Source organism: Virgibacillus natechei (assembly GCF_026013645.1).
Taxonomy (GTDB): domain Bacteria; phylum Bacillota; class Bacilli; order Bacillales; family Amphibacillaceae; genus Virgibacillus_L; species Virgibacillus_L natechei.
On the sequence record NZ_CP110224.1, the window covers coordinates 900746 to 923783 of the forward strand.

The 23038-nt window shown below is 41.4% G+C and carries 15 protein-coding genes and 2 riboswitches; of the genes, 9 read left to right on the forward strand and 6 right to left on the reverse strand.

What is annotated here, in order from left to right:
- Positions 1-481: 481 nt before the first annotated feature.
- From OLD84_RS04965 to OLD84_RS04990, 6 genes are all read right to left on the reverse strand, one after another.
- Positions 482-2302, reverse strand: a complete 1821-nt coding sequence (locus tag OLD84_RS04965; RefSeq protein WP_209463584.1) for a peptide-binding protein — start codon at positions 2300-2302, stop codon at positions 482-484.
- 94 nt (positions 2303-2396) lie between these two features.
- Positions 2397-3428 carry an ABC transporter ATP-binding protein gene (locus OLD84_RS04970; RefSeq protein WP_209463610.1) on the reverse strand — a complete coding sequence of 344 codons (1032 nt, stop codon included), beginning with the start codon at positions 3426-3428 and terminating at the stop codon, positions 2397-2399.
- A complete protein-coding gene (locus OLD84_RS04975; protein WP_209463583.1) occupies positions 3388-4413 on the reverse strand; it encodes an ABC transporter ATP-binding protein in 1026 nt (341 codons plus the stop codon). The genes OLD84_RS04970 and OLD84_RS04975 overlap by 41 nt, the downstream gene beginning before the upstream one ends.
- Before the next feature lie 244 nt (positions 4414-4657).
- On the reverse strand, positions 4658-5155 hold the full coding sequence (locus OLD84_RS04980) for a hypothetical protein (protein WP_209463582.1): 498 nt from the start codon (positions 5153-5155) through the stop codon (positions 4658-4660).
- Positions 5156-5165: 10 nt separating this feature from the next.
- Entirely contained in the window at positions 5166-6170 is a 1005-nt protein-coding gene (locus OLD84_RS04985; protein WP_209463581.1) for a DUF3231 family protein, read from the reverse strand.
- A gap of 6 nt (positions 6171-6176) precedes the next feature.
- Positions 6177-7199 (reverse strand): DUF3231 family protein, encoded by a 1023-nt coding sequence (locus OLD84_RS04990; protein WP_209463580.1) that lies wholly within the window; start codon positions 7197-7199, stop codon positions 6177-6179.
- 846 nt (positions 7200-8045) lie between these two features.
- Between OLD84_RS04990 and OLD84_RS04995 the strand changes: the two genes are divergently transcribed.
- The 9 genes from OLD84_RS04995 (at position 8046) to guaA (ending at position 22743) form a co-directional block, all read left to right on the forward strand.
- Positions 8046-9602 carry a spore germination protein gene (locus tag OLD84_RS04995; protein WP_209463609.1) on the forward strand — a complete coding sequence of 519 codons (1557 nt, stop codon included), beginning with the start codon at positions 8046-8048 and terminating at the stop codon, positions 9600-9602.
- Positions 9599-10705 (forward strand): GerAB/ArcD/ProY family transporter, encoded by a 1107-nt coding sequence (locus OLD84_RS05000; protein ID WP_209463579.1) that lies wholly within the window; start codon positions 9599-9601, stop codon positions 10703-10705. Before OLD84_RS04995 ends, OLD84_RS05000 begins: the two co-directional genes overlap by 4 nt.
- Positions 10698-11882 carry a Ger(x)C family spore germination protein gene (locus OLD84_RS05005; protein WP_209463578.1) on the forward strand — a complete coding sequence of 395 codons (1185 nt, stop codon included), beginning with the start codon at positions 10698-10700 and terminating at the stop codon, positions 11880-11882. Before OLD84_RS05000 ends, OLD84_RS05005 begins: the two co-directional genes overlap by 8 nt.
- A gap of 217 nt (positions 11883-12099) precedes the next feature.
- A complete protein-coding gene (locus OLD84_RS05010; RefSeq protein ID WP_209463577.1) occupies positions 12100-13635 on the forward strand; it encodes an amidase in 1536 nt (511 codons plus the stop codon).
- Between the two features lie 558 nt (positions 13636-14193).
- The gene (locus OLD84_RS05015; protein ID WP_209463576.1) at positions 14194-15711 is read left to right on the forward strand and encodes an AbgT family transporter; all 1518 of its coding nucleotides are present in this window, start codon (positions 14194-14196) and stop codon (positions 15709-15711) included.
- Between the two features lie 576 nt (positions 15712-16287).
- Positions 16288-17247 carry an AAA family ATPase gene (locus tag OLD84_RS05020; protein WP_209463575.1) on the forward strand — a complete coding sequence of 320 codons (960 nt, stop codon included), beginning with the start codon at positions 16288-16290 and terminating at the stop codon, positions 17245-17247.
- A complete protein-coding gene (locus OLD84_RS05025) occupies positions 17247-18512 on the forward strand; it encodes a DUF58 domain-containing protein (protein ID WP_209463574.1) in 1266 nt (421 codons plus the stop codon). The genes OLD84_RS05020 and OLD84_RS05025 overlap by 1 nt, the downstream gene beginning before the upstream one ends.
- A complete protein-coding gene (locus tag OLD84_RS05030; protein ID WP_209463573.1) occupies positions 18509-20740 on the forward strand; it encodes a transglutaminase domain-containing protein in 2232 nt (743 codons plus the stop codon). Before OLD84_RS05025 ends, OLD84_RS05030 begins: the two co-directional genes overlap by 4 nt.
- A gap of 118 nt (positions 20741-20858) precedes the next feature.
- Positions 20859-20960, forward strand: a riboswitch (purine riboswitch).
- A 247-nt stretch (positions 20961-21207) separates the two neighbouring features.
- Positions 21208-22743, forward strand: coding sequence for a glutamine-hydrolyzing GMP synthase (gene guaA, locus OLD84_RS05035; protein ID WP_209463608.1), 1536 nt, complete (start codon positions 21208-21210; stop codon positions 22741-22743).
- A gap of 96 nt (positions 22744-22839) precedes the next feature.
- Positions 22840-22941: riboswitch (purine riboswitch) on the forward strand.
- Positions 22942-23038 lie beyond the last annotated feature (97 nt).

Consider the following 23038-nt stretch of genomic DNA (forward strand, 5'->3'; position numbering starts at 1 on the left):
TAAATTGCATTAGTAATCAATATTAAAAACATCGAACACCTCACCAGTTCGGGTGAGCGAAGGGCGGTGACTCCTGCGGGAACAGCACGAGTCTGAAGACCCCGCAGAGTGGGCTTCTCGAGGCAGGTTAAGTTCGCGACGTCCTGTCGCAACACCTGCACTAGCACATCCTGTGCGTCGAAGGCTGAGGCCGTGCCCGCGGAAAGCATCCGCCCGGAGCGATCCCGAACGGCGTTTATAGCAAATACTTATAGCAAACAGTAGTTACGTCGCACTTTATATCAACAACAAAGATCTAAAAGTAACAATCCTTACGAAAAGAGCCAAAATTAATAAGATGAATGACTTGGATAATGAATGATAGTAAAAGAAAGAGCATGCGGCGACATCCGCACGCTCTTTGAACAAAAACGTATTAAAATGAAGGCTTATGCCAGAAATCGCTGGCGTTTATCCGATTCTTTCTAAATAATGCTGATCATTACTCGGATACCCACCATAATTCAGGTTCGTTATTAAACGAATATGGCATTGGATTAACGTCGTTTAATCGCTCATTGAAGCCGTAAATTGAGTTTTGTGCGAATAAGAGAAGAGCAGGTAAGTCCTCTGAGAAAACAGACTGCCACTCACTGTATCTATCTGCACGATAATCCTGGTCAAAACCTTCTGGATCTTGCATAGCCTCCAACATTAATTCATCGGATTCCGGATTGTTCCAACGTGAGAAGTTGTAAGCTGCTGAAGAACCCCATAAACCAGATGGATCAGGGTCGCCACTTCCTAAGCTCCAACCAATCAAGTAAAGGTCCCAATCCGTATTATCATTTGTTAAGTCTTCAACATAGGCTGTCATTTCCTTCGGTTGACGCAAATCAATTTGGATTCCAACATCTTCAAGGAATTGTGCAAGAATCGGTGCAGCATCTTCACGTAATTGGTTACCTGTTGGGTAGTTTAAGTTAACGATCCATTCTTCCCCGTCAGGTGTTTCTCTATAACCGTCATCATTTGTATCGACATAACCTGCTTCATCAAGCAATGATCCTGCTTGTTCAGGGTCGTATTCATAAGGTGTGACGGCACCCTCATCATATGCCCAGAATTGTTGAGCGATCGGAGCATTAATAACAGAACCATGTCCGTGTAATAGGTTATCGACTAACGCCTCACGGTCAACTGCATATGCCATCGCTTGGCGTACTAGTTGTTCACTCATATCCTCATTCGGTTCCCAATTATCGGGATCAATTGCTCCGCTTTCAACATCAGCATCTGTACGGTGGTTCATTTTAAAGCCCATAAGTTGATAGCCGAAATCGGGTTGTTCGATGATCTCAACATGATCGAGATTATCAACGGTTTCAAAGTCTGCTGGAGGTACACCAGTTGGATCAGCTACAAAGTCAATTTCACCACTTTCAAGCAAACCAAGCATGACGGATTGTTCTACAATACGCCAGACTACCTGATCAAGGTATGGTTCACCTTTCCAATAATCGGCATTTTTATCAAGCACGTATTGCTCGCGGTCAAGCGCTTCTGTGAACTCAAAAGGCCCAGTTCCGACAACTTCTCCCGCATTAAGTGTTGCTGGATGTTCAGGTATTTCGTCTATCGCAACTTCTCCAAAGACGTGTTCCGGAATAATTGGGAACGAGACATCTTTTAAAATCGTTACGTTAGGCTCGGCAAAATGAAAGGTAACAGTATGATCATCTTCGGCGACTACACCTTCGAACGCTTCTGTATCCCCGTTATTGAATTCCTCATAGCCTTGCAGTCTTACAACATAATCTGTACGAACCCCACCCGCTTCAATATAGCCAGGGCTGGCAATTGCTTGGAAGGTATATACAACGTCTTCAGCCGTAAAGGCTTCGCCGTCATGCCATGTAACACCCTCTTCAAGTGTTAATGTGATCTCCGTTTGATCGTCATTAATTTCCCAATCACTTGCTAGATTTGGTTCAAATTCTAATTCTTCATTCTGACTGACAAGTGCTTCATGAGTGAAATCTAAGATGTTAGCTTCATAAGCTTCTTCATAAAAAATGGGATTAAACACGCCAGCAGGAGCTGTGTCCATTGCACCAGTCAAGGTACCACCCATTTGTGGCTCACCTGTGGCTTCCTCTTCAGCAGGTTCATCCGTTTCCGTGTCTTCCGTTTCGTCTGTTTCCGTATCTTCTTCCGTGTCTTCTTGAGGATCTCCAGATGATGTGTCGTCGGAACAGGCAGCTAATAGTAGGCCGAGTGAAAGTAGAGCAATTAATAAAAATAACCATTTCCTTCTTAACATTAAAAATTCCCCCCTTTTATTTTTGCATGGAAACTGCAAGTGAAAAAACACAATATGCCGATGATCACCTCCAATAATTAGTAACATCCGCTTCTTAGGTCTTCGCTTCGTCGTATAGATGACATGCCACGTAATGGCCAGCTCCCATATCCTTCAACTCCGGACGTTCTACAGAACACCGGTCATATGCCTGAGGACACCGCGTTCGAAAAACACATCCTGAAGGTGGGTCTGACGGACTCGGTAAATCGCCGCTTAATTGGATTTTCTCGCGACGATGGCGGACGTCCGTCGATGGAACAGACGAAAGTAATGCTGTTGTATATGGATGAAGCGGATTATCATAAAGGGATTTCTTTGGCGCAACTTCAGCAATACGTCCAAGGTACATAACAGCAACTCGGTCGCTAATATGTTTAACTACGCTTAAATCATGTGCGATAAAGAGATAGGTTAAATTAAATTCATCTTGTAAGTCCGCCATTAAGTTTAAAACTTGGGCCTGGATGGACACATCGAGTGCGGATACAGGCTCATCACAAATGATGAATTTGGGGTTAAGTGCCAAGGCCCGCGCAATGCTAATTCGTTGGCGCTGGCCACCAGAAAATTCATGTGGATATTTTGTGCGATCACTCGCACGCATTCCTACTTTTTCTAGAAGTTCAATGGCTTTTTCTTTTCTTTCCGACTTCGATGCTGATGTTTGTACGAGCAACGGCTCTTCAATCAGTTCACCGACGCTCATTTTTGAATTAAGGGAAGCATATGGATCCTGGAAGACAATTTGCATATCTTTTCGGTATTCTCTAAGCTTGCGGTTGCTTAAAAGGGATATATCATTATCTTCAAATAAAATTTCTCCCTCGGTTGGTTGGAGCAAACGGAGAATCACACGTCCGAGCGTCGATTTACCCGAACCTGATTCACCAACAAGACCAAGTGTTTCTCCTTTTTTAACTTCAAGAGATACGTCATCTACAGCCTTGACCTGGCCTATGTCACGTTTCAAAATACCACCCTTGATTGGGAAGTATTTTTTAATATTTTTAACTTGAACGAGTACTTCATCTGTATCGGTTTCTTTACGTATTTGTTGGTTGGCTATGGATTGTTCGACCGTCATATTTATCACCCTCCTCATCGTAAAGATAGCAACGAACCTTGTGGTTTGGTTCAACTTCTAATAATTCCGGGTTAGCTACGTGACAACGATCCATTACATGAGGGCAGCGCGTAGAGAAACGGCAGCCTTTTGGAAAATTATGTGCGGGTGGAACAGTACCTTTAATGGCTCCAAGTCTACTCATCTCTTTTTCAAGACTTGGTAAACTATCGAGCAAGCCTGTTGTATATGGGTGTTTCGTAGATTCAAATAATCGCTCAACTGATGTTTCTTCCACAACTTGGCCGCCATACATGACCAAGACTCGATTTGCATACTCAGCGACAACACCTAAGTCGTGTGTAATTAGAAGTATAGCCATACCAAGCCTATCTTTCATTTCATCTAATAAATCTAGTATCTGCGCTTGAATCGTAACGTCTAGTGCAGTGGAAGGTTCATCTGCAATAAGTAATTTTGGGTCACATGAAATGGACATGGCAATCATTGCTCGCTGTCTCATGCCGCCGGACAACTGGTGAGGATAGTCATTCATCACATCTTCTGCTCTTGGAAACCCAACAATTTTTAACAGCTCAATTGCTTCTTGGCGTGCGGCATCTTTTGATCGTTTCTTATGCTTCCTAATCGTCTCTACAATCTGATTGCCGATCGTATACACAGGGTTTAACGCTGTCATCGGTTCCTGGAAAATCATTGCGACATCATTACCACGGATCTTGGTCATCTGTTTCTCTGTTTTATCTAATAGATTTTCATCTTCTAGTTTAATGGTGCCTTCGATAATCTTTCCTGGCTTATTAATCAATTGCATGATAGAAAGGGATGTAATGCTTTTACCGCTTCCCGATTCTCCAACAATTGCCACCGTTTCCCCAGGATTAACAGTAAAATCTACTCCATCAACTGCCTTTGCAGTTACGTTATCATCTAAAAAGAAATGAGTTTTTAATCCTTGAACATCTAATAAGGCTTTTTGAGTCATTCGGATCACTCCCACAGATAATATGCAACTTTGTGATTATTAACTAAATTATAAACGATAAAAATATTTTTACAATAGTATTACAATAATTTTTCTGAAAATAATTAAAAATCAATGTTATTCGTGATGTGCGGTATTATTATATTCAACTATATAGACAGGTATGTTAGAAGAAGGCTCTTTTTGTAAGTATTAGTGGATGTAACAAAAAGTCTCTCGAGCAATTAGAGGTCTCGAGAGTTTTTCAGGGAGTTTCATTTGCTGCATTTGTGTAAACCTTGACTAATATCCATCTAATAATTGCACCGACGCTTAGTCCAATTGGTAAAAACAGTATCGGCAACCACATGGGTCCGATCAAAGTACCAAAAATTGTAAATGTAGGTGAAAAAATTAAGCCTACTGTCACAAAATAGGCTGAAAAAACAAGAGGGAGGTAAGCAAATGGCTTTTTCCCCCCACCTGCATCTTTGTAGGCATCCCATATCGCAAAGAAGTATAAACATGGATAAAACATAAGCCATAAGTAATTTGTCTGTTGAACTGCTTCCGCGATTTCTCCATTAAAACTTAACACAATAATCCGGTTAAAATTCCCCATTACATTCACTAAAAATTCCAACCCGATTAATATAAAACCTTTAAAATACTTATGATTCAATAAGTGTGCAAATCCAGGCAGGGCGATAGTCCATAGAACTGCTTCTAATTTTTTGCTTTTTTTATTTATCTTTTTCTCCATAGGGTTTCTCCTATTTCGCTAAATCTTTTCGATCTGCTGCCATAGGCGGTTGTTCCATCCAGCCATGATCGATTGCTATAGTTGCCCCGTCGTCGGCATATTTCGCTATTTCGGCTGATAAACGTACATAATGTGCACCTAAGTCATGCCTGGGACTGGACGCCATTCCCACACCATATTGCCCCATACCAGATGCTATTAAGACTGTAACCAATTCCAACATTAACCTATCCGAAAAAGGAGCAACTGTCGAATCCGTTACCTCGGGTGTCATGAGAATCGCGCTATTCGTCAAATCATCGTCATGTAAAATAGAGCTAAATACGTCCGCATGTTTAAAAGCTATATCGCGTCCTCTTTCAAAATACTTTCTTATTTCCTTTGATTGTGCGACTTGACTAAATCCAGTGATCACTGCATGTCCTAATGCATTTCGTTTGGCATTAAAAATGAGATTGGTAATTTCAACCCCAAGTAAAGGCCTACGCTCAGCAAACCATCCCGCTAAGAATTTTTGTTTTTTTACAAAATCAATTTGCTTCGGTCTCGGGATGAGCGGGGCACGAACTAAAATTCCCTTTTCCTTCGCTAATTCTTTTGCTTGTTTATGCAGGTTTTTTATTATGGTTAAATGTTTCGCGTAAAATTCGATCACATCCTTCCGCTCAGCAGATACCAAGGAAGATGTATATGCTACCATGGATACATCTGTCATATTTAAAATGTACTGCAGGTAAAGGTTATCGGAAAAAAGGCGCGGTGCACTTACATTAACATCCTGTTCGGTAAACCCATGTGGGACAGGATAATCCTCCTGTTGAAAAAAATCGACTAACTGTTCGACGCGCTGCTTTGTTAGGGTGAGGGTTTCCTCGATAATCATACGTATTTGATCATCGTTAACATGGGATAAAAAGTAGGTTAAACCACACACCGCCAACGTGTCACTTTGATAAGACGTCCAAAGGGTAGAGATCTCCGCTGCAGTTATTTCGATATGTTTGTAATCATCCATTTCTATTTACTCCTTTCGGCTGGTCGTTTTGGCTAATTCATCCCTGTCAACCATTCGTGGTGGTTCCTCCAGCCATTCATTTTCAATCATAATATTAGCTCCGTCCTCTGAATATAAGGCAATTTCCCCCATTAGACGGGTATAATGGGACGCGATATCTCTTCTAATATTTGTAGAAATACTAAAACCATAAGCCCCGATCCCTTGTGCAATCATTCCAGTTGTATGAAACATGATCAATTTATCGGAGAAAGGGGAGACCTCCGAGGAATTTGTCACCATGGAGTCTGACCCCATTGGCACTGAAACGTCACTTCCTTCCAGCGCTTCACTGAATATGTTTACATGTTTTTTGGCAATATCAATTCCTCGCTGCAAGTAGGATCTAACTTCCTTTGATTGTGCTATTTGGCTAAAACCCGTTACGGTAGCAACTCCTAATTGATTGCGCTCTATATTGGAGTAGAGGTTCGTAATTTCCGGAGCGAGCAGCGGTCTGCGTTCGCCAAACCAGCCTGTTAAAAAATTTTGCTTTTTTACGAAGTCCACTTCCTTATGTTTAGGAATAGAAGGGGGGCGGATGTATATTCCTTTTGTTAAGGAAACCTGTATGGCTTGGTGATGGAGTTCGTTATAGTCGCGATGTGTAGTAGAATATAACGAATAAATGTCCTCTCGTGTACTGACGCTTATTGCCATCGTTGCGGCAGTCATTCCTAGTTCAGCTAACAGTAAAACATTTTGTAACATATATCCATCCGTATATAAACGTGGAGCTTGCGGATTCACATCTGCATCGGTAAACCCTTGAGGAACGGGGTGATTTTCATTTTCAAATATGGCTGTCAGAGTGGCTAATTGCTTTTGATGCAGCTTGAGAGCACTATTTATGAGTGATCCTATCTCTTCATCCTCGACTTTCTCATTGAAGTAGGTAAGTATACAGTTATAAAGACTTGCGTTCATATAATTCGCCCAAATTTGGGATAATTCCGAAGCCGTTAAACCTATTTTTTTGTCTGCTTCCATCGTGCGTTTTCCTCCTTTGCCACGCATAGTTATATTTTTATATAGTTTGTCAGGAATAAAGAAGTTTATGCACGATTTTAACTAAGGCTGTTTTCTAAAAGAATTGTTGTTTTTAACACAAGATCTATAGAATGCGGCGTAACTACCAGGTTGATTTCCACTGCGTACAGTCGCTTTCCGCGGGCACGGCTTTAGCCTCCTCGCAGGAAACCGCTGCTGCGGGGTCTTCAGACTCGTGCTATTCCCGCAGGAGTCGACTGTACTCCGCTCCAATCAACCTTTATAAGAGTGCATGGCTATATTTGTTATATTTTGATGAAGTTGCAACGCATCTTACCAGCGGAGGAAATGCACGGAGACTCCTGCGGGAACAGTGGCCAGAGTGAGACCCCGCAGAACGGTCCTAAGGAAGGTCGACTAAAACCGTTCATTGCGAACAACGTCGACATACCCTTTGCCAGGGCAAGGAGGCTCACGGGTCACCCTAAGGTGCGCGTAGTGTATTTCCGTAGCGGGGTAAAAGTATCATCCTTCATTTCAAGTTGCGTCGTCTTTTACATCAACTGCGAAAATTAAAAGCAAGAATACTTACGAAAAGAGCCAAACGTAAATGATCCCAATCTGGTTCCTTTAGAATTCCGACTAAATTAATGTATCGTCGTTTGAGGGATAGCCAAGCATGAATGGAAACGTCACCAATATCGATGAAAATGGCTTATTTTCATGGTTGTAAATTCCCCACTAAATGAAGTTTTACTTGATCCCTTATTCTTCCTTTTGTATAAAAATCTAGAAACAGGGGAAACAAAAGGGGGAGCAGATTATCACGTTACCGAGGGGTATGATATGAGATTACGTTCCGCTTTTAAACGTAGGAAAAATCAACAAACAAAGCCTGAGAAAGAAAACATTTCCATCAAAGTTTCAAAAGAACTCAATCAAAATTTGGATAATCTTAAACATTTATTAGATGATCCAAGTGACTTGGTTATACGAGAATTCACGATAAAATCCACGAATCACAAATGTGGAATTGCCTATATAGATGGCTTAGTAGATAAGTATACGATACATAATAGTATCTTGAAGAACCTTCAAGTAAGGGTTGATAATCAGCAATTATCAGAAGAAACGGAAGCACTGTTTGAGGAAATTTACAAAGAGGTTATATCCGTTACGGATATCGAAGAAAGTACGGAATTAGATCATATCGCTGAAGCTATACTTTCTGGCAGCACGATATTCTATTTAGATGGGTTTGATAAAGCCTTAACCATGGAGACGATCGGTTGGGAAGATCGTGCGATTAAAGAACCGGAATCAGAAACCGTTATACGTGGACCGAGAGAAGGTTTTGTTGAAAATCACAACACCAATATGTCCCTTATCAGGCGAAATATTCGACATCCGAACCTGCGTTTTAAGACCCATCAAATTGGGCGTCGTTCCAAGAAAACCCTTGTCGTTTCCTATGTGGAAGGGATCGTTCACCCAGATATTTTAAAGGAAGTAAATCGGCGTATTGAAACCATTGATATTGATTACGCCCCAGATACAGGCTATATTGAGCAATGGATTGAAGACAGTTTTCTATCTCCTTTTCCACAAATGTTAAACACGGAGAGGCCTGATAAAGTAGCTTCTTATATTTTAAAAGGTAAAGTTGCTATCATTTTAGATGGTACGCCATTTGTTTTAACGGTCCCAGCAACATTCGGGGACACACTGTTTGCGGCGGATGATTATTATGAGCGTTGGCTTATTGGAAGCTTATTACGAATCCTTCGGTATCTGGGTGCGTTTTTTACCGTGTTTCTACCTAGTTTATATATTGCATTGGTTTCGTATCAACAGGGAATGATTCCATCCGAATTAGCTTTTTCCATTGCTGCGACGAGGGATGGGGTTCCTTTTCCTGCTTTTATTGAAGCGCTCCTAATGGGGATGGTAATGGAGATGTTGCGAGAGGCTGGTGCACGATTGCCATCATCCATTGGAGAAACAATTGGAATTGTAGGGGGATTGGTTATCGGAGAAGCTGCCGTTCAGGCTGGTATTGTGAGTCCGATCATGGTCATTGTTGTTGCCTTAACTGCCATTTCATCCTTTTCTATACCCGAATACAGTTTTGCCATTTCACTTCGAATGATTCGGTTCGGAGCCATGTTTGCAGCTGCTGTACTCGGATTATATGGGGTTATTATTGTTTACATTGCCATCAATATTCATATTGTGAATCTAAAAAGCATGGGGGTGCCGTATACCGCACCTTTTGCTCCGAATTTCCCTAACGACTTTAAAGATCTTGTTATACGCGCACCAATTACCGTTCAAACCAAACGCCCTGAACGCTTGAAGCCACAAGATCAACATTCCGCAAGTAAAGGAGAACAACGTTCATGAAAAGTTTTGAGTATGGGGATGAGGGGATAAGTGAAAAGGAAATCCTATTTGCAGTACCTTCCATGGTCATCGGTGTAGGCGTTCTTTCCTTGCCAAAGGCTCTAGCGGAGGCGACGATGTTTTCAGATGGATGGATTTCTTTATTAATAGCAGGGATCATTTCCGTTATTATGATCTGGTTGATTGCCAGGTTGGCAGCGAATTTTCCAAATCAAACATTTCTTACCTATGCATCCGCTATTATTACGAAACCAGTGGCACTTGTACTGACAGCGGTTTTTGCTGTTATTTCGTTGAATTTAGCTGCCTATTCTGTTCGTAAAATCGCTGACATTTCCAAACATTATTTATTGGATCAAACACCACTTGAAGTCATCGCATTGAGTTTCTTCCTTCTTGTCATTTACGGTGTGTCGGGATCCAGAGCAGGGCTACTGCGATTAAATATGCTGTTCCTGCCGATTATTCTGTTGATTGCTGTTGTTATTTTAGTATTTAATTTGGGATGGTTTGAGTTTGGCAACCTAATACCAATGTTTGAAACAAGCTTTAGTGAACATGTGGAAGGAATGGGTACAAGTGCAACAGCCTATCTAGGATTTGTGGTTGTATGGTTTTATGTAGCACTCGTCAAACAACCAAAAAAAGCCCCAAAGATGGCTGCAATTGGGATGAGTATACCTGTTGTCTTGTATCTTCTTTTTTTCATCGTGTGTATTGGCGTATTTGGGCATGCTGTCACGTCGAATTTGCTTTACCCAACTGTTGAATTAGGAAAGGTAGTGGAAATTCCAGGTGGATTCTTTGAAAGGTTTGACTCTGTATTCTTCGTGATCTGGATTATGGCAATATTTAACACGACCGCAATGGCTTTGGATATTGCTGTATTGGCAACGAACTCTATTTTCAAAAAAGTGAGGAAGATCAGGTTGATTTTTATTTTAGCGCCAATTGCTTATGGTATAAGTATGTACCCGCAAACCGTACTCGAGGTGGATGCATTTGGAGAAGTGTTAGGTTATGGTGCTTTCTTCTATACGCTGTTCACGCTCGTGTTATTGCTTGCCTTCGCTAAAATGAGAGGGGTGAAGGGGGATGAATAAACGTATTTTCATACTCATCTCTTGCATGATGATGATGATTCTGGCAGGTTGTTGGGATGAAGGAGCTATTGAAGAACGGGGATTTATAATTGGGACGGCTATTGACATGGTGGGTGAGGGAGAAAGCGATGATTATATTACGGCAACGAATCAGATTGCCGTGCCTGCTGCGTTAGGAGGGACAGTAGAAGGGGGCGGTGATCAACAAGCTTACGAAAATATATCCATTAATGGAAGAAGTTTGATTGCTATTGGACGGGAGATGGCAACTACAACAAGCCGAACACCTTTTTATGAACATTTAATGGTAGTAGTCGTATCGGAAGAAGTAGCAAGCGAGCCTGGATTATTTGCAAGCTTAATGGATTTTTATATTCGTGATCATGAAATGCGCAGGGAGATCAAGGTCTTAATCGCGGAAGAGGAAGCACACGGGATACTTAACGTGGTTCCAAACCATGCAGACCTTCCTGCTCGGTACATCACTGATATTTTGGAAAATAATGAATTGATAATTGATATATTGGCTCCCATTCGAATGGGGGATATTCATGATTTTCTACTAAGTGGTAGTAGTTATGCAATACCCAAGGTAAAGTACAGGAGTGATCAGGATATACAGTCTACAGGTTCCAGTGTATTTCATGGTATTAGTAATACAATGGTAGGGGTACTTGATGGTGATGAAACAAAAGGATTAAATTTTATAAGGGATGATGTGAATGGGGGAACCATTGAATTTGAAGTAAATGACCGATTGATGGCTTATGAAATACAAAATGCGAGCCGTAGCATAACCATACATGCAGAAGACGAGGAAAATATAACCATAAAAATAGATATCGAATCAGAAGGTACAGTCGCAGAGATGTTTGGAACTGAAGATCTATTAGAAGCTGATTATCTAAAGAAAATTGAGGAGCATGTAGGCAAAAGAATAGAAGAGTTAGCAATGGATGCCATTGCAAAAGGACAAGGTGAATTAGGGGTCGATATTTTTGGCTTTGATCGTGAGTTAAGACAGAGTCATTATGCGATATGGGAAGCTATAGAAGACGACTGGGATCATGGAGAAAACATTTTTCAGGAAAGTAGTATAGACGTGTCAGCAAACGCCATTGTTCGAACAACTGGTGCTACAAACCGGGTAAAAGATCCAGAAGAAGGTGATCAGTAAATGTGGGAAAGTATGCTGGGAAGACTCCCGCAAAATTTGGTCATTGTATGCACGGTACTTACTTTTTTAGTACCCTATTCGGTCTATAAGATTAATCAGAAATTGCATAAATATGGAGATCCGCCCTGGAAGAAGGATGATAAGAAGGATGGCAAGTAATTGGGTTGCCACGTGATCCATGATACAATAATGGAAAAATTAGTAAAGAGGTGCAGAAATGGATCTTCACACATATGTAAATCTAGATGCGACAGCGTTAGCAGAACGCGTGAAAGCAAAAGAAATCACCCCCCGAGAACTGCTGGAGCTTGGCTTTCAGCAATTAGAAAAAATGAATCCATCTTTAAATGCGGTTACACACTCCAGGAAGGAAAAAGCGTTAGCCGAGGCAGAACGAATAGATGTAGAGGCTAGTCCATTCGCCGGAGTTCCTATTTTATTGAAAAATCTATCGCAACGCTTGACAGATGAACCATTGACTTCTGGATCTCCCTTACTAATGTCAACGGTTTCGGCTCATGATTCTCATTTCGTTAAGAAGTTCCGCGAAGCAGGCTTTCAATTTATGGGACATACAAACACACCCGAATTTGGGCTAAAAAATATAACCGAGCCTGACCTGCATGGGCCCTCGAGAAATCCGTGGAATACCGATTACTCACCAGGTGGTTCTAGTGGGGGAGCTGCAGCAGCGGTCGCTTCAGGAATGGTGCCGATAGCAGGAGCAAGTGATGGTGGTGGGTCGATACGAATTCCAGCATCTTTCACGGGGTTATTTGGCTTAAAGCCTACGCGTGGACGTACACCTGTAGGACCTGGGGCTGGTCGTCAATGGCAAGGTGCATCGATTGATTTTATTCTGAGTAAAAGTGTTCGAGATAGTGCAGCAATGCTTGATGAGCTTCAAGTTGTCCAGCCAGAAGCAGCATTCCATACACCGCTGTTTCCTGCTAGTTATAAAACAGCTATGAAGGATTCATTTGAGCGTCCACTCCGCATAGCGTTTAGCACGAAATCACCTGTTGGCACCCCTGTTTCCGAAGATGCGAAAACAGCCGTAAAAAACACAGTGAGATGGTTGGAACGTGAAGGTCATATCGTTGAGGAAAAAGAAAATGGTGTAGACGGGATCCAATTAATGAAAGATTATTATCTGATGAACAGTGGGGAGATTTCTTCCTTGGTGCGAGGGTTAGAAAAAGGTATTGGACGAGCGATTACAGCTGATGACGTGGAAATTGAGACATGGATGCTGAACCAAGCTGGAAAATCTGTTTCTGCTGCAGAATTTTCAGCAAGCCTGTCTTCATGGGATACGGCAGCAGCACATATGGCTACACTCCATGAAACGTATGATTTTTATATAACACCAGCAACTGCTTATACAGCACCAAAGGTCGGTGAGTTAACTTATTCCCGACAGGAACAAATGAAACTGCGGGCTCAAATGAATGAATTAGCTAAGCAGGAGCAGCAAGCACTTGTATATGACTTGTTTTTACCTAGTTTAACGTATACCCCCTTCACTCAGTTGGCAAATTTAACCGGACAACCTGCCATGTCCGTTCCGGTTCACTTGTCAGACGAGGGGCTCCCGTTAGGTGTACAGGTAATGGCTTCCAAAGGAGAAGAGAACCGATTGTTGCAACTTGCTTACCAGCTGGAGCAGAGTGAATTATGGATAGATATAAAACAATTAGTAGCTGATCCAGTTCTAGCGAAGCATAATAGTAAGAGGGCAATTCACGAGTAATTTTTGATGGTATTTGGGCGATAGTATCGTCAGCCTATTGCAAAAATGGCGCTCGAGCAAGCGGGAGGTTGCCTCACTCGAGCGACAGAAGCTTCTACCCGAGCGAGAAGGTTTCTCACTCGATCGTCAGTGGAAATTTTGAAGGCTGGGACTCGACCTTGGAGAGGTGGCGCTCGATCTGACCATCCTCTCGCTCGACCTTGTACTTCTGGCGCTCGAGCAAGCGGGAATTTGCCTCACTCGAGCGACAGAAGCATCTACTCGAGCGAGAAGGTTTCACACTCGATCGTCAGTGGAAATTTTGAAGGCTGGGGCTCGACCTTGGAGAGGTGGCGCTCGATCTGAAGCGCCTGCACTCGCCCCTCATCAACAAATTAATTAGCAATACCTACCAAGATTCTTCCAAGGCCAAATCATGGGAAAAATTCCATTATTTTTACTTATCGTTTTTGTATTTAAATTTGTTCAAGTCCCCTATATAATAGTCGTTGCTTGATATAACTTTCCGCATTATTATCAGAATATTACCGATATAACATCAAGAAAGGAGAATTATATATGGGAAAGAGAAAAGGCGGTTTTCAACGTTCTTTGGATGGAATAGAAACAATAGGTAATAAGTTACCACATCCAATTACATTATTTGCTATATTAGCTTTATTAGTTGTTCTTCTTTCTGCAGCCCTAGCGCCATTGGGTATTAGCGTGGAGCACCCGGGCGAAGAAGGTGAAATGGTTGAGATTAACAATTTACTGAGCGCCGAAGGTATTCAATATATGCTCACCAGCATGACGGATAACTTCATTGGTTTCGCGCCACTTGGGGTTGTGCTTGTAACGATGCTAGGTATTGGTGTTGCAGAACGAACGGGATTAATTAGTGCATTATTACGTGGTTTTGTTTTATCTGTACCGAACCGTCTGATTACAGCAGGTTTGGTGTTTGCTGGTATTATGTCTAGTGTTGCTTCAGACGCTGGTTATGTCGTATTACCTCCGCTTGGGGCTTTAATATTCGCAGCACTTGGAAGGCATCCATTAGCAGGACTGGCTGCAGCATTTGCAGGGGTTTCAGCAGGGTTTAGTGCAAACTTATCCTTATCTGCGACAGATGCCATGCTCGGGGAAATGACGATAGCTGCGGCATCGATTATTGACCCGGCCTATGCGGAAACGATGAATATTGCTATGAACTGGTACTTTATTATTGTTTCTGTGTTTGTGCTTACAGCAATAGGTGCCTGGGTAACAGAACGGGTAGTTGAACCTCGCTTAGGCAGTTATAAAGGTGAAAAAGCAGAGAACTTAGAAAGACTTACTTCCGTTGAGAAAAAAGGTCTTATCTGGTCAGCTGTAGCTTTAGTCGTTGGACTAATTTTAACCCTATTATTAATTCTGCCAGAAAATGCACCGATGCGTGGTGAAGATGGTGGAATCGTTCAATCACCGTTTATGAATTCATTAGTTCCTGTGATTGCGGCGTTATTCTTTATTCCAGGTCTAGTTTACGGAAAAATAACAAAAGTGATTCGTGATGATAAAGATGTTGCAAACCAGATGTCCGATACGATGGCTTCGATGGGAATGTTCATTGTCTTGGCGTTTACTGCAGGTCAATTTGTTGCATTTTTCTCAGAAACGAATATGGGAATGGTTCTTGGGGTTTATGGTGCTGAATTCTTACAAAACATCAATTTAACTGGGATTCCATTAATTCTGTTATTTATCTTAATTGCTGCATTCATCAACATATTTATTGGTAGTGCATCAGCTAAGTGGGCAATGATGGCTCCAGTATTTGTTCCGATCATGATGCAGTTGGGTTACTCACCAGAGCTTACTCAAATGGCCTATCGTGTCTCAGACTCAACAACAAATATCATTACACCATTAATGACGTATTTTGCGATTATTATCGCGTTTGCCCAAAAATATGACAAGAATATGGGAATTGGAACATTAATATCCGTCATGTTACCATATTCCATTTACTTCCTTATTGGTTGGACAATCATGTTAGTTGGTTGGATGCTCTTAGGAATTCCACTTGGACCAGGCTCTCCAATTCTATACTAAAAAATATATTACAAGCCCCTTTCCCTTTTAGCAATAGTCTAGAAGGGAAAGGGCTTTTTAAATGGCTGTTTTTTGAATGTTGATTACTAATGCAATTTAGCGGCAGCAACCGGAATATCAGCGGAGGAAACACATGAAGACTCCTGCGGGAGGACAGGCCTCGATGAGACCCCGCAGTGCGTAGCACGAGGCAGGTTAAGTTCGCGACGTCCTGTCGCAACACCTGCACTAGCACGTCCTGTGCGTCGAAGGCTCACCAGCTGCCCTAAGGTGCGCGAAATGTGTTTCCGTAGCGAATCCATGCTCTCAACCAGCGTTTCCCGCAGGTCGTTGTACAACAAATGCCCACAAAGCTTGGCGATAAACCATTATTTTGACTATCACTTTAATACTTCCACAGCCAAGACAAAACTTTCTCCCTTTAACTGCTCAAAAATTTGTTTCACATATTATGCTGATTTTCAAGATTCTTCAATTATCTGCCTTTTACTTCATGAGCCTTTTTTAGTATAGTTACAGTAGTTATGAAATTTACTAGTTGAAATGTACGACCCTAGAGAGGAGTCTAGAAATACGATGCTTGAAACAACCATTTATAATGAAAAGATAGAAAAAGTACTAACCAATATAAATAAAGTCATGATAGGAAAGGAAGAGGCGGCAACCCTCAGTTTAGTTGCATTATTGGCACAAGGTCATGTGCTGTTGGAGGATGTGCCAGGAGTAGGGAAGACGATGCTTGTTCGTACATTAGCTAAATCACTAGATTGTGACTTTAGAAGAATTCAGTTTACACCGGATTTATTACCTTCGGATGTTACAGGCATTTCCATTTATAATCCGAAAGAGTTGAATTTTGAGTTCCGCGGTGGCCCAATTCTGGGGAATATTATACTTGCTGACGAAATCAATCGTACGTCACCGAAAACACAATCTTCACTTCTGGAAGGTATGGAAGAAAAAAGTGTTACGGTAGATGGTCAGACGATTCCGCTTAAACAGCCATTCTTTGTTATGGCAACTCAAAATCCAATTGAATATGAGGGGACGTATCCACTACCTGAAGCGCAATTGGATCGTTTTATTTTAAAACTTAAAATGGGGTATCCAGCATTTGGGGACGAACTGGAAATGTTAGACCGGACATCCCGAAATCATCCCATCGAAACGATTGAAGCCGTAATTTCCAAAGAAGAGCTCATTTCTGTTCAAGAAGAAGTCAAAGAAGTGTATATTGATAAAAATGTTCAACATTATATTATTAATCTCGTAGGTAATACAAGAACGAATCCATCCATCGCGCTTGGAGTAAGCCCAAGGGGATCCATTGCATTAATGCGAGCAGCAAAAGCATATGCCTATGTTTATGGAAGGGATTATGTGCTGCCAGATGATGTGAAATTTCTTGCTCCTTATGTACTGGCACATAGGCTTATACTAACGCCAGAAGCGAAATATGAAGGTGTGACGAGTGAACAGGTTGTCGAGTCCGTTGTGAAACATACACATATTCCTATTCGAAAGGAATTTAATTGATGAAAGAGTCACTTCGCTTTAGTGGTAATCTCATTTTTATCTTATTTTTGGGGCTTCTTTTGTTTTCATTTGCTATGTTTCAAGGTGGTTTTACGAGTTGGTTTCTATTTTATAGTTTTCTACCAATCTTTGTTTATCATTTAGGATTGCTATTTTATCCGATTAAGAATTGGGAAGTTACACGAAACCTATCTCATCATGTTATTCGTTCAGGTGATGGCGTGACCGGAACCATTCGGATTCGCCGGTCCATTCCTTTTCCGTTATATTATTGTATTTGCGAGGAAATTTTACCTGATACGTTAAAAAAAGCAGGAAATCATAAAGATAACTATAGGAACATGGCGGAACCAGCTAAGTTGAACTTCAGTCGAGACGTTAAAAAGATTATATTCCCATCCGCTCGCCGTGTGATGGAGATTTCGTACAAGTTAGATGACGTTCCGCGCGGCGATCACCACCTACAGGCTATTCGAGTTAAAACAGGGGATGTCTTCGGCTTTGTTAAAAAAGAGCATATATTTGACCTGCGAGATCAACTTGTTGCCTATCCAAATGAGCGTCCGATCCATTTAAATGAGAAGGTAAGTAGCTCTGAGGAAGGTGCAACGGCTTCTTATACATTAAATTTGAAGAATACCAATGTTGTTTCTGGTATTCGTGAATATGCGCCAGGGGATAAATTTTCCTGGATCGATTGGAAGCAAACGGCAAGGAAAAACAAGGTGATGACAAAGGAATTTGAGCAGGAGAAAAGTACGGATATATTGGTTGTCTTAGATAGTTGTGCAAGTGAGGGGATGAATCCACTTGCATTTGAAGCTTCAGTTGAAATGACTGTTTCGTTGATGGCGAGTACCGGTAAGCAATCCACTCAGGTTGGGCTATTAACGATCGGCGAGAAGGTTGTTTATTTTCCAAAGCATGATTCGAGTCTCAACGATTCGGTGAATCAACATTTAACCCGTATTCAACCTACAGGCAGTAAACCGTTTCCAATGAAATTAAAGGAAGAATTGTTTAAGGTGGGTCACGGTAATATTGTCATGTTACTTACAACAAGGATTGATCACGGCTTTAAGGATTCGATGCAACAGCTTAAGAAGCGGTCGAAAAAAGTGATTGTTTTACTTATCCTGCCAGCCGAAAAGATATCGAGAAATGAACATATGCTTATCCAGCAGCTTAAATCTGAAGGTGTTGATATGCGCGTGTTAACCGAAAAGGAATTAATGAAAACCCCAATCGAGGTGAGTAGGACATGAGTCGATTAAATCAACATACAATACCCTTCCTATTTAGCTTGATCTTGTATCTATGTGGTTTTCTCTTATTTATGGAATGGATATACCCAGTTCGAGCTATTACGTATACGGAGAGCGTAGCGGTTTTTATACTATTTGCAGTGTTTTGTTTTATCGTTTCCATGCTTCATATGAAGTGGTGGATTGGATTTTTAATAAAAGGTTTCGCATTACTGTTCCTTATTAATGGTTTGTTTATTGATCATGCCTTTATTACGAGGTTATGGTTCGAACAAGTTTCATTTGAAATTGCTTATAATTTGGAGTTGCTTATTACGCAGCAATGGTATAACTTGACGCCATTGTTTCGCAGTTTCCTATTTCTTGTCTTAATTTGGATGATGAGTTATCTCTTGCATTATTGGTTTGTTGTGATGAAGCGGATTTTATTATTCGTTTTACTCACGTTTATCTACCTGGCTATACTGGATACATTTACCATTTACAATGCAGATATAGCGATTGTAAGGACTTTTATTATTTCATTTATTGCTTTAGGTGTCGCCAATTTCATGAAGGAGCTTGATAAAGAGTCTCTATCCTTTTCCTGGATTAAAAAGACGCCAGTATGGGTGGTTCCGTTAGTTGTTACGGTGCTAATTTCTTCTTTTATTGGATACGCTGCACCGAAATTTGACCCACAGTGGCCTGATCCAGTGCCTTTTATACAAAGTACAGCGGAAAATGCGGGGAATGAAGCTGGATCCGGTGTTCAAAGAGTTGGTTACGGGGAAGATGATTCAGCGTTAGGTGGTTCATTTGTTCAGGATTATACGCCTGTCTTTGAAGCGGACGTTGCTGATGAGCATTATTGGCGTATTGAAACAAAGGACGTGTACACAGGCAAGGGGTGGGAAACGTCCACGGAGCCCGTATATAATAGACAAAATGGTGGGCATATCTCTTTAGAAACATTTAATTCAGAGGTTGTGGAAACAGAGGAACAGGAAGCAATCGTTGATTTTCAAGGAAATACAGAAATAGAAAAACTTATTTACCCTTATGGACTAAACCAGGTGCAAGCATCAGGGGCAGGTGTATATTATGATTTGGATGATCATTCAGAGGCTATTCACACAGCCAATGCTGATGGGTTATCAGCTTTGGAACTTTATACGATTGCGTATGAAAATCCCTCGTTTGATCGTGATCGATTACAGGCGGATAACAACAGCGAAAACGTCCCTGAATCGGTGGAAGAACAGTATACGCAACTTCCATCTTCACTGCCAGATCGGGTGGAAGATTTAGCGGAAGAAATTACAGAACCACACGATAACCGCTATGAAAAAGCAAAGGCTGTAGAACAATATTTTGGTCAAAACGGTTTCACTTATGAAACAACGGACGTTGACGTTCCAGAAGAAGATGAGGATTATGTCGACCAATTTTTATTCGAATCAAAAGCAGGCTATTGTGATAATTATTCCACGTCCATGGTTGTCATGCTGCGATCACAGGATATCCCAGCTAGATGGGTGAAAGGCTTTACGAGTGGGGATGTCATTCCTGGTCAAGCAAGTAATGTATCAGATTCCCATGATGTTTATGAAGTAACAAATGCAAATGCTCATTCATGGGTTGAAGTATATTTTCCGGAGACGGGCTGGGTCCCTTTTGAACCAACACAAGGTTTCTCTAACCTCACTGAATTTGATGCGAATTCGGATGAAGGGTCAGGGGATGATCAAGAGGAAGAAACCGATCAAACTCCAGGGACGGAAGAGCAAGAGGAAGATGAGCCTGAGGCACCAGAGTTAGAGGAAGAAGAGGCTGAAACGGCTTTAGCTGAAAATGATACAGATGAGGCAGCGTTTCCGGTTAATTGGTGGTATGTTAGCGGCGGGTTAGCTCTCTTAGCCTTATTGGGCGTTATTGGTTATAAAACAAGATTCCGCTGGAAAACGTATGTATTGAATAGGCGATTTAAAAATAAGCAAGACGTTTCAACGTATCAGGAAGCCTACCACCACTTGCTGAAAATTTTACAACATAATCAGATGGCAAAAGAGCCTGGGCAAACATTACGTGAGTACGCAGCGGACATTGATAGGCGCTATTCCACCGATGAAATGACCAAATTAACGACTTATTATGAACAGGTTCTTTATAATAATGAAACAAATGAGGTTGAGATGGGGCATCTAACGCAATTATGGCAAAATTTAATTAAACGCATAATGGGTTGACCTCGTTGTTGTTGGTTAGTAGAATAAGAATATTAAAAGTTCGTGTTCCAAAAGTTGTCGAATCAAATGGAAGAGATTCGCTATTTGTCACTTGATGACTTTTGAACAACTAAAAAGTAAATAATAAATTAATGCCGTTTGTATATCCTCGATAATAGGGATCGAAAGTTTCTACCAAAGCACCGTAAATGCTCTGACTATAAAGGCAGAATATCTTATATGTGACCTGGAATTCTGCCTTTTTGTAGTGAAAGATGCAAAAAGTAGAATCCAGGTTTTATTTTATGGAACGAACGGGAGAGAGCGGGGCTGAATCGGGAGAGAGAGCGTCCAGAACGGGAGACAGCGCGTCCGTAACGGGAGAGAGAGCGTCCAGAACGGGAGACAGCGCGCCCGAATCGGGAGAGAGAGCGTCCAGAACGGGAGACAACCTGCCCACAAAACGTGCAATAGATAGGAGTGTATATATGGAAACGAATGAGATGATACTTGTATTGGATTTTGGAAGCCAATATAACCAGCTTATCACAAGAAGAATAAGGGAACATGGCGTATACAGTGAATTGCACTCCCACAAGCTAACAGCAGAAACGATCAAGGAAATGAATCCTCAAGGTATTATCCTGTCAGGTGGCCCGCATAGTGTGTATGACGAAAATAGCTTTCGCTGTGATGAAGGTATTTTTGATCTAGGTATTCCTGTATTGGGTATTTGCTACGGGATGCAATTAATGGCACTCCATTATGGTGGTAAAGTTGAAAAGGCGGAGAACCGTGAATATGGAAAAGCGCTTATTGATTTGCAAGACGGACCTATTCTTTTTAATGATACCCCATCTAATCAAACAGTATGGATGAGTCATGGTGACAAAGTGATCGAAGCTCCGTCTTCATTTCAGGTTGATGCAACAAGTCCGTCTACACCAATTGCAGCAATGAGCGATCCAGACAATAAATTATATGGTGTTCAATTCCATCCAGAAGTACGTAATTCGGAATATGGAAATCATTTACTGAAGCAATTTGTGTTTGAAGTTTGTGAATGTGATGGAGAATGGACGATTGAGAATTTCATCGATATGGAAGTAGAAAAAATTCGGAACAAAGTCGGTGATCGAAAGGTATTATGTGCATTAAGCGGTGGCGTTGATTCATCCGTTGTAGCAGCCTTGATTCATAAAGCAATTGGCGACCAACTAACATGCATATTTGTTGATCACGGCCTCCTTCGAAAAGATGAAGGAAATGACGTAACGAAGATATTTTCAGAAGACTTTAATATGAACATTATTATGGTTGATGCAAAAGACCGTTTTCTGTCCAAGCTAAAGGGAGTGGACGATCCGGAGAAGAAGCGTAAAATTATCGGCAATGAATTTATCTATGTATTTGATGATGAAGCGGATAAACTCAAAGATATTGACTTTCTGGCACAAGGAACATTGTACACAGACATAATTGAAAGTGGAACTGAAACAGCGCATACGATTAAGTCTCATCACAATGTTGGTGGACTGCCGGAAAACATGCAATTTGAGCTGATTGAGCCACTAAATACACTTTTCAAAGATGAAGTTCGCGAACTTGGATCCCAATTAGGGCTACCAGATCGTGTAGTGTGGCGCCAGCCTTTCCCAGGACCAGGTTTAGCCATTCGTGTACTAGGTGAGGTTACAGAAGAAAAGCTTGAAATTGTTCGTGAATCGGATGCCATTTTGCGTGAAGAGATTGCTGCTGCAGGATTAGATCGCGATATTTGGCAGTATTTCACCGTGCTACCAGATATTCGAAGTGTTGGCGTAATGGGAGATGCTCGAACATACGATTATACGATTGGCATACGAGCGGTTACATCAATCGACGGCATGACCTCAGACTGGGCACGTATTCCCTGGGAGATCCTAGAAAAGATATCAACTAGAATGGTAAATGATGTGGAGCATATTAACCGCGTTGTGTATGATGTTACGAGTAAACCGCCGGCTACGATTGAATGGGAATAGATAAGAAACGTATCGATAATAAACGAATTTTAATTATAAATAACGCGGTAATTATTCGTTTTTCATTGAATTCATAATATACGATCAGTAAAATAAGTCTACATTTTAATAAAAATGCGTATAATTTTTGGGGATATGGCCCAGAGTTTCTACCAGACTGCCGTAAATGGTCTGACTACGCAGGTTATAGTGATTTTAATAGTGATAGCCCATTGCTAGTAGTAAAATGGATGACGCTCTTTTGATTACTTTTCCTTGCATAGTTGGGGTAGCACGCTTTGTTCTAAACGAGGCG

Excerpts from the sequence above, each read along its gene's own strand:
- OLD84_RS04980 (WP_209463582.1), bottom strand. The coding sequence starts at position 5,155 with ATGGAGAAAAAGATAAATAAAAAAAGCAAAAAATTAGAAGCAGTTCTA.
- OLD84_RS05020 (WP_209463575.1), top strand. The coding sequence starts at position 16,288 with ATGCTTGAAACAACCATTTATAATGAAAAGATAGAAAAAGTACTAACC.
- OLD84_RS05010 (WP_209463577.1), top strand. The coding sequence starts at position 12,100 with ATGGATCTTCACACATATGTAAATCTAGATGCGACAGCGTTAGCAGAA.
- OLD84_RS04990 (WP_209463580.1), bottom strand. The coding sequence starts at position 7,199 with ATGGAAGCAGACAAAAAAATAGGTTTAACGGCTTCGGAATTATCCCAA.
- OLD84_RS04985 (WP_209463581.1), bottom strand. The coding sequence starts at position 6,170 with ATGGATGATTACAAACATATCGAAATAACTGCAGCGGAGATCTCTACC.
- OLD84_RS04995 (WP_209463609.1), top strand. The coding sequence starts at position 8,046 with ATGAGATTACGTTCCGCTTTTAAACGTAGGAAAAATCAACAAACAAAG.
- guaA (WP_209463608.1), top strand. The coding sequence starts at position 21,208 with ATGGAAACGAATGAGATGATACTTGTATTGGATTTTGGAAGCCAATAT.
- OLD84_RS05000 (WP_209463579.1), top strand. The coding sequence starts at position 9,599 with ATGAAAAGTTTTGAGTATGGGGATGAGGGGATAAGTGAAAAGGAAATC.
- OLD84_RS05005 (WP_209463578.1), top strand. The coding sequence starts at position 10,698 with ATGAATAAACGTATTTTCATACTCATCTCTTGCATGATGATGATGATT.
- OLD84_RS04975 (WP_209463583.1), bottom strand. The coding sequence starts at position 4,413 with ATGACTCAAAAAGCCTTATTAGATGTTCAAGGATTAAAAACTCATTTC.
- OLD84_RS04970 (WP_209463610.1), bottom strand. The coding sequence starts at position 3,428 with ATGACGGTCGAACAATCCATAGCCAACCAACAAATACGTAAAGAAACC.
- OLD84_RS05030 (WP_209463573.1), top strand. The coding sequence starts at position 18,509 with ATGAGTCGATTAAATCAACATACAATACCCTTCCTATTTAGCTTGATC.
- OLD84_RS04965 (WP_209463584.1), bottom strand. The coding sequence starts at position 2,302 with ATGTTAAGAAGGAAATGGTTATTTTTATTAATTGCTCTACTTTCACTC.
- OLD84_RS05015 (WP_209463576.1), top strand. The coding sequence starts at position 14,194 with ATGGGAAAGAGAAAAGGCGGTTTTCAACGTTCTTTGGATGGAATAGAA.
- OLD84_RS05025 (WP_209463574.1), top strand. The coding sequence starts at position 17,247 with ATGAAAGAGTCACTTCGCTTTAGTGGTAATCTCATTTTTATCTTATTT.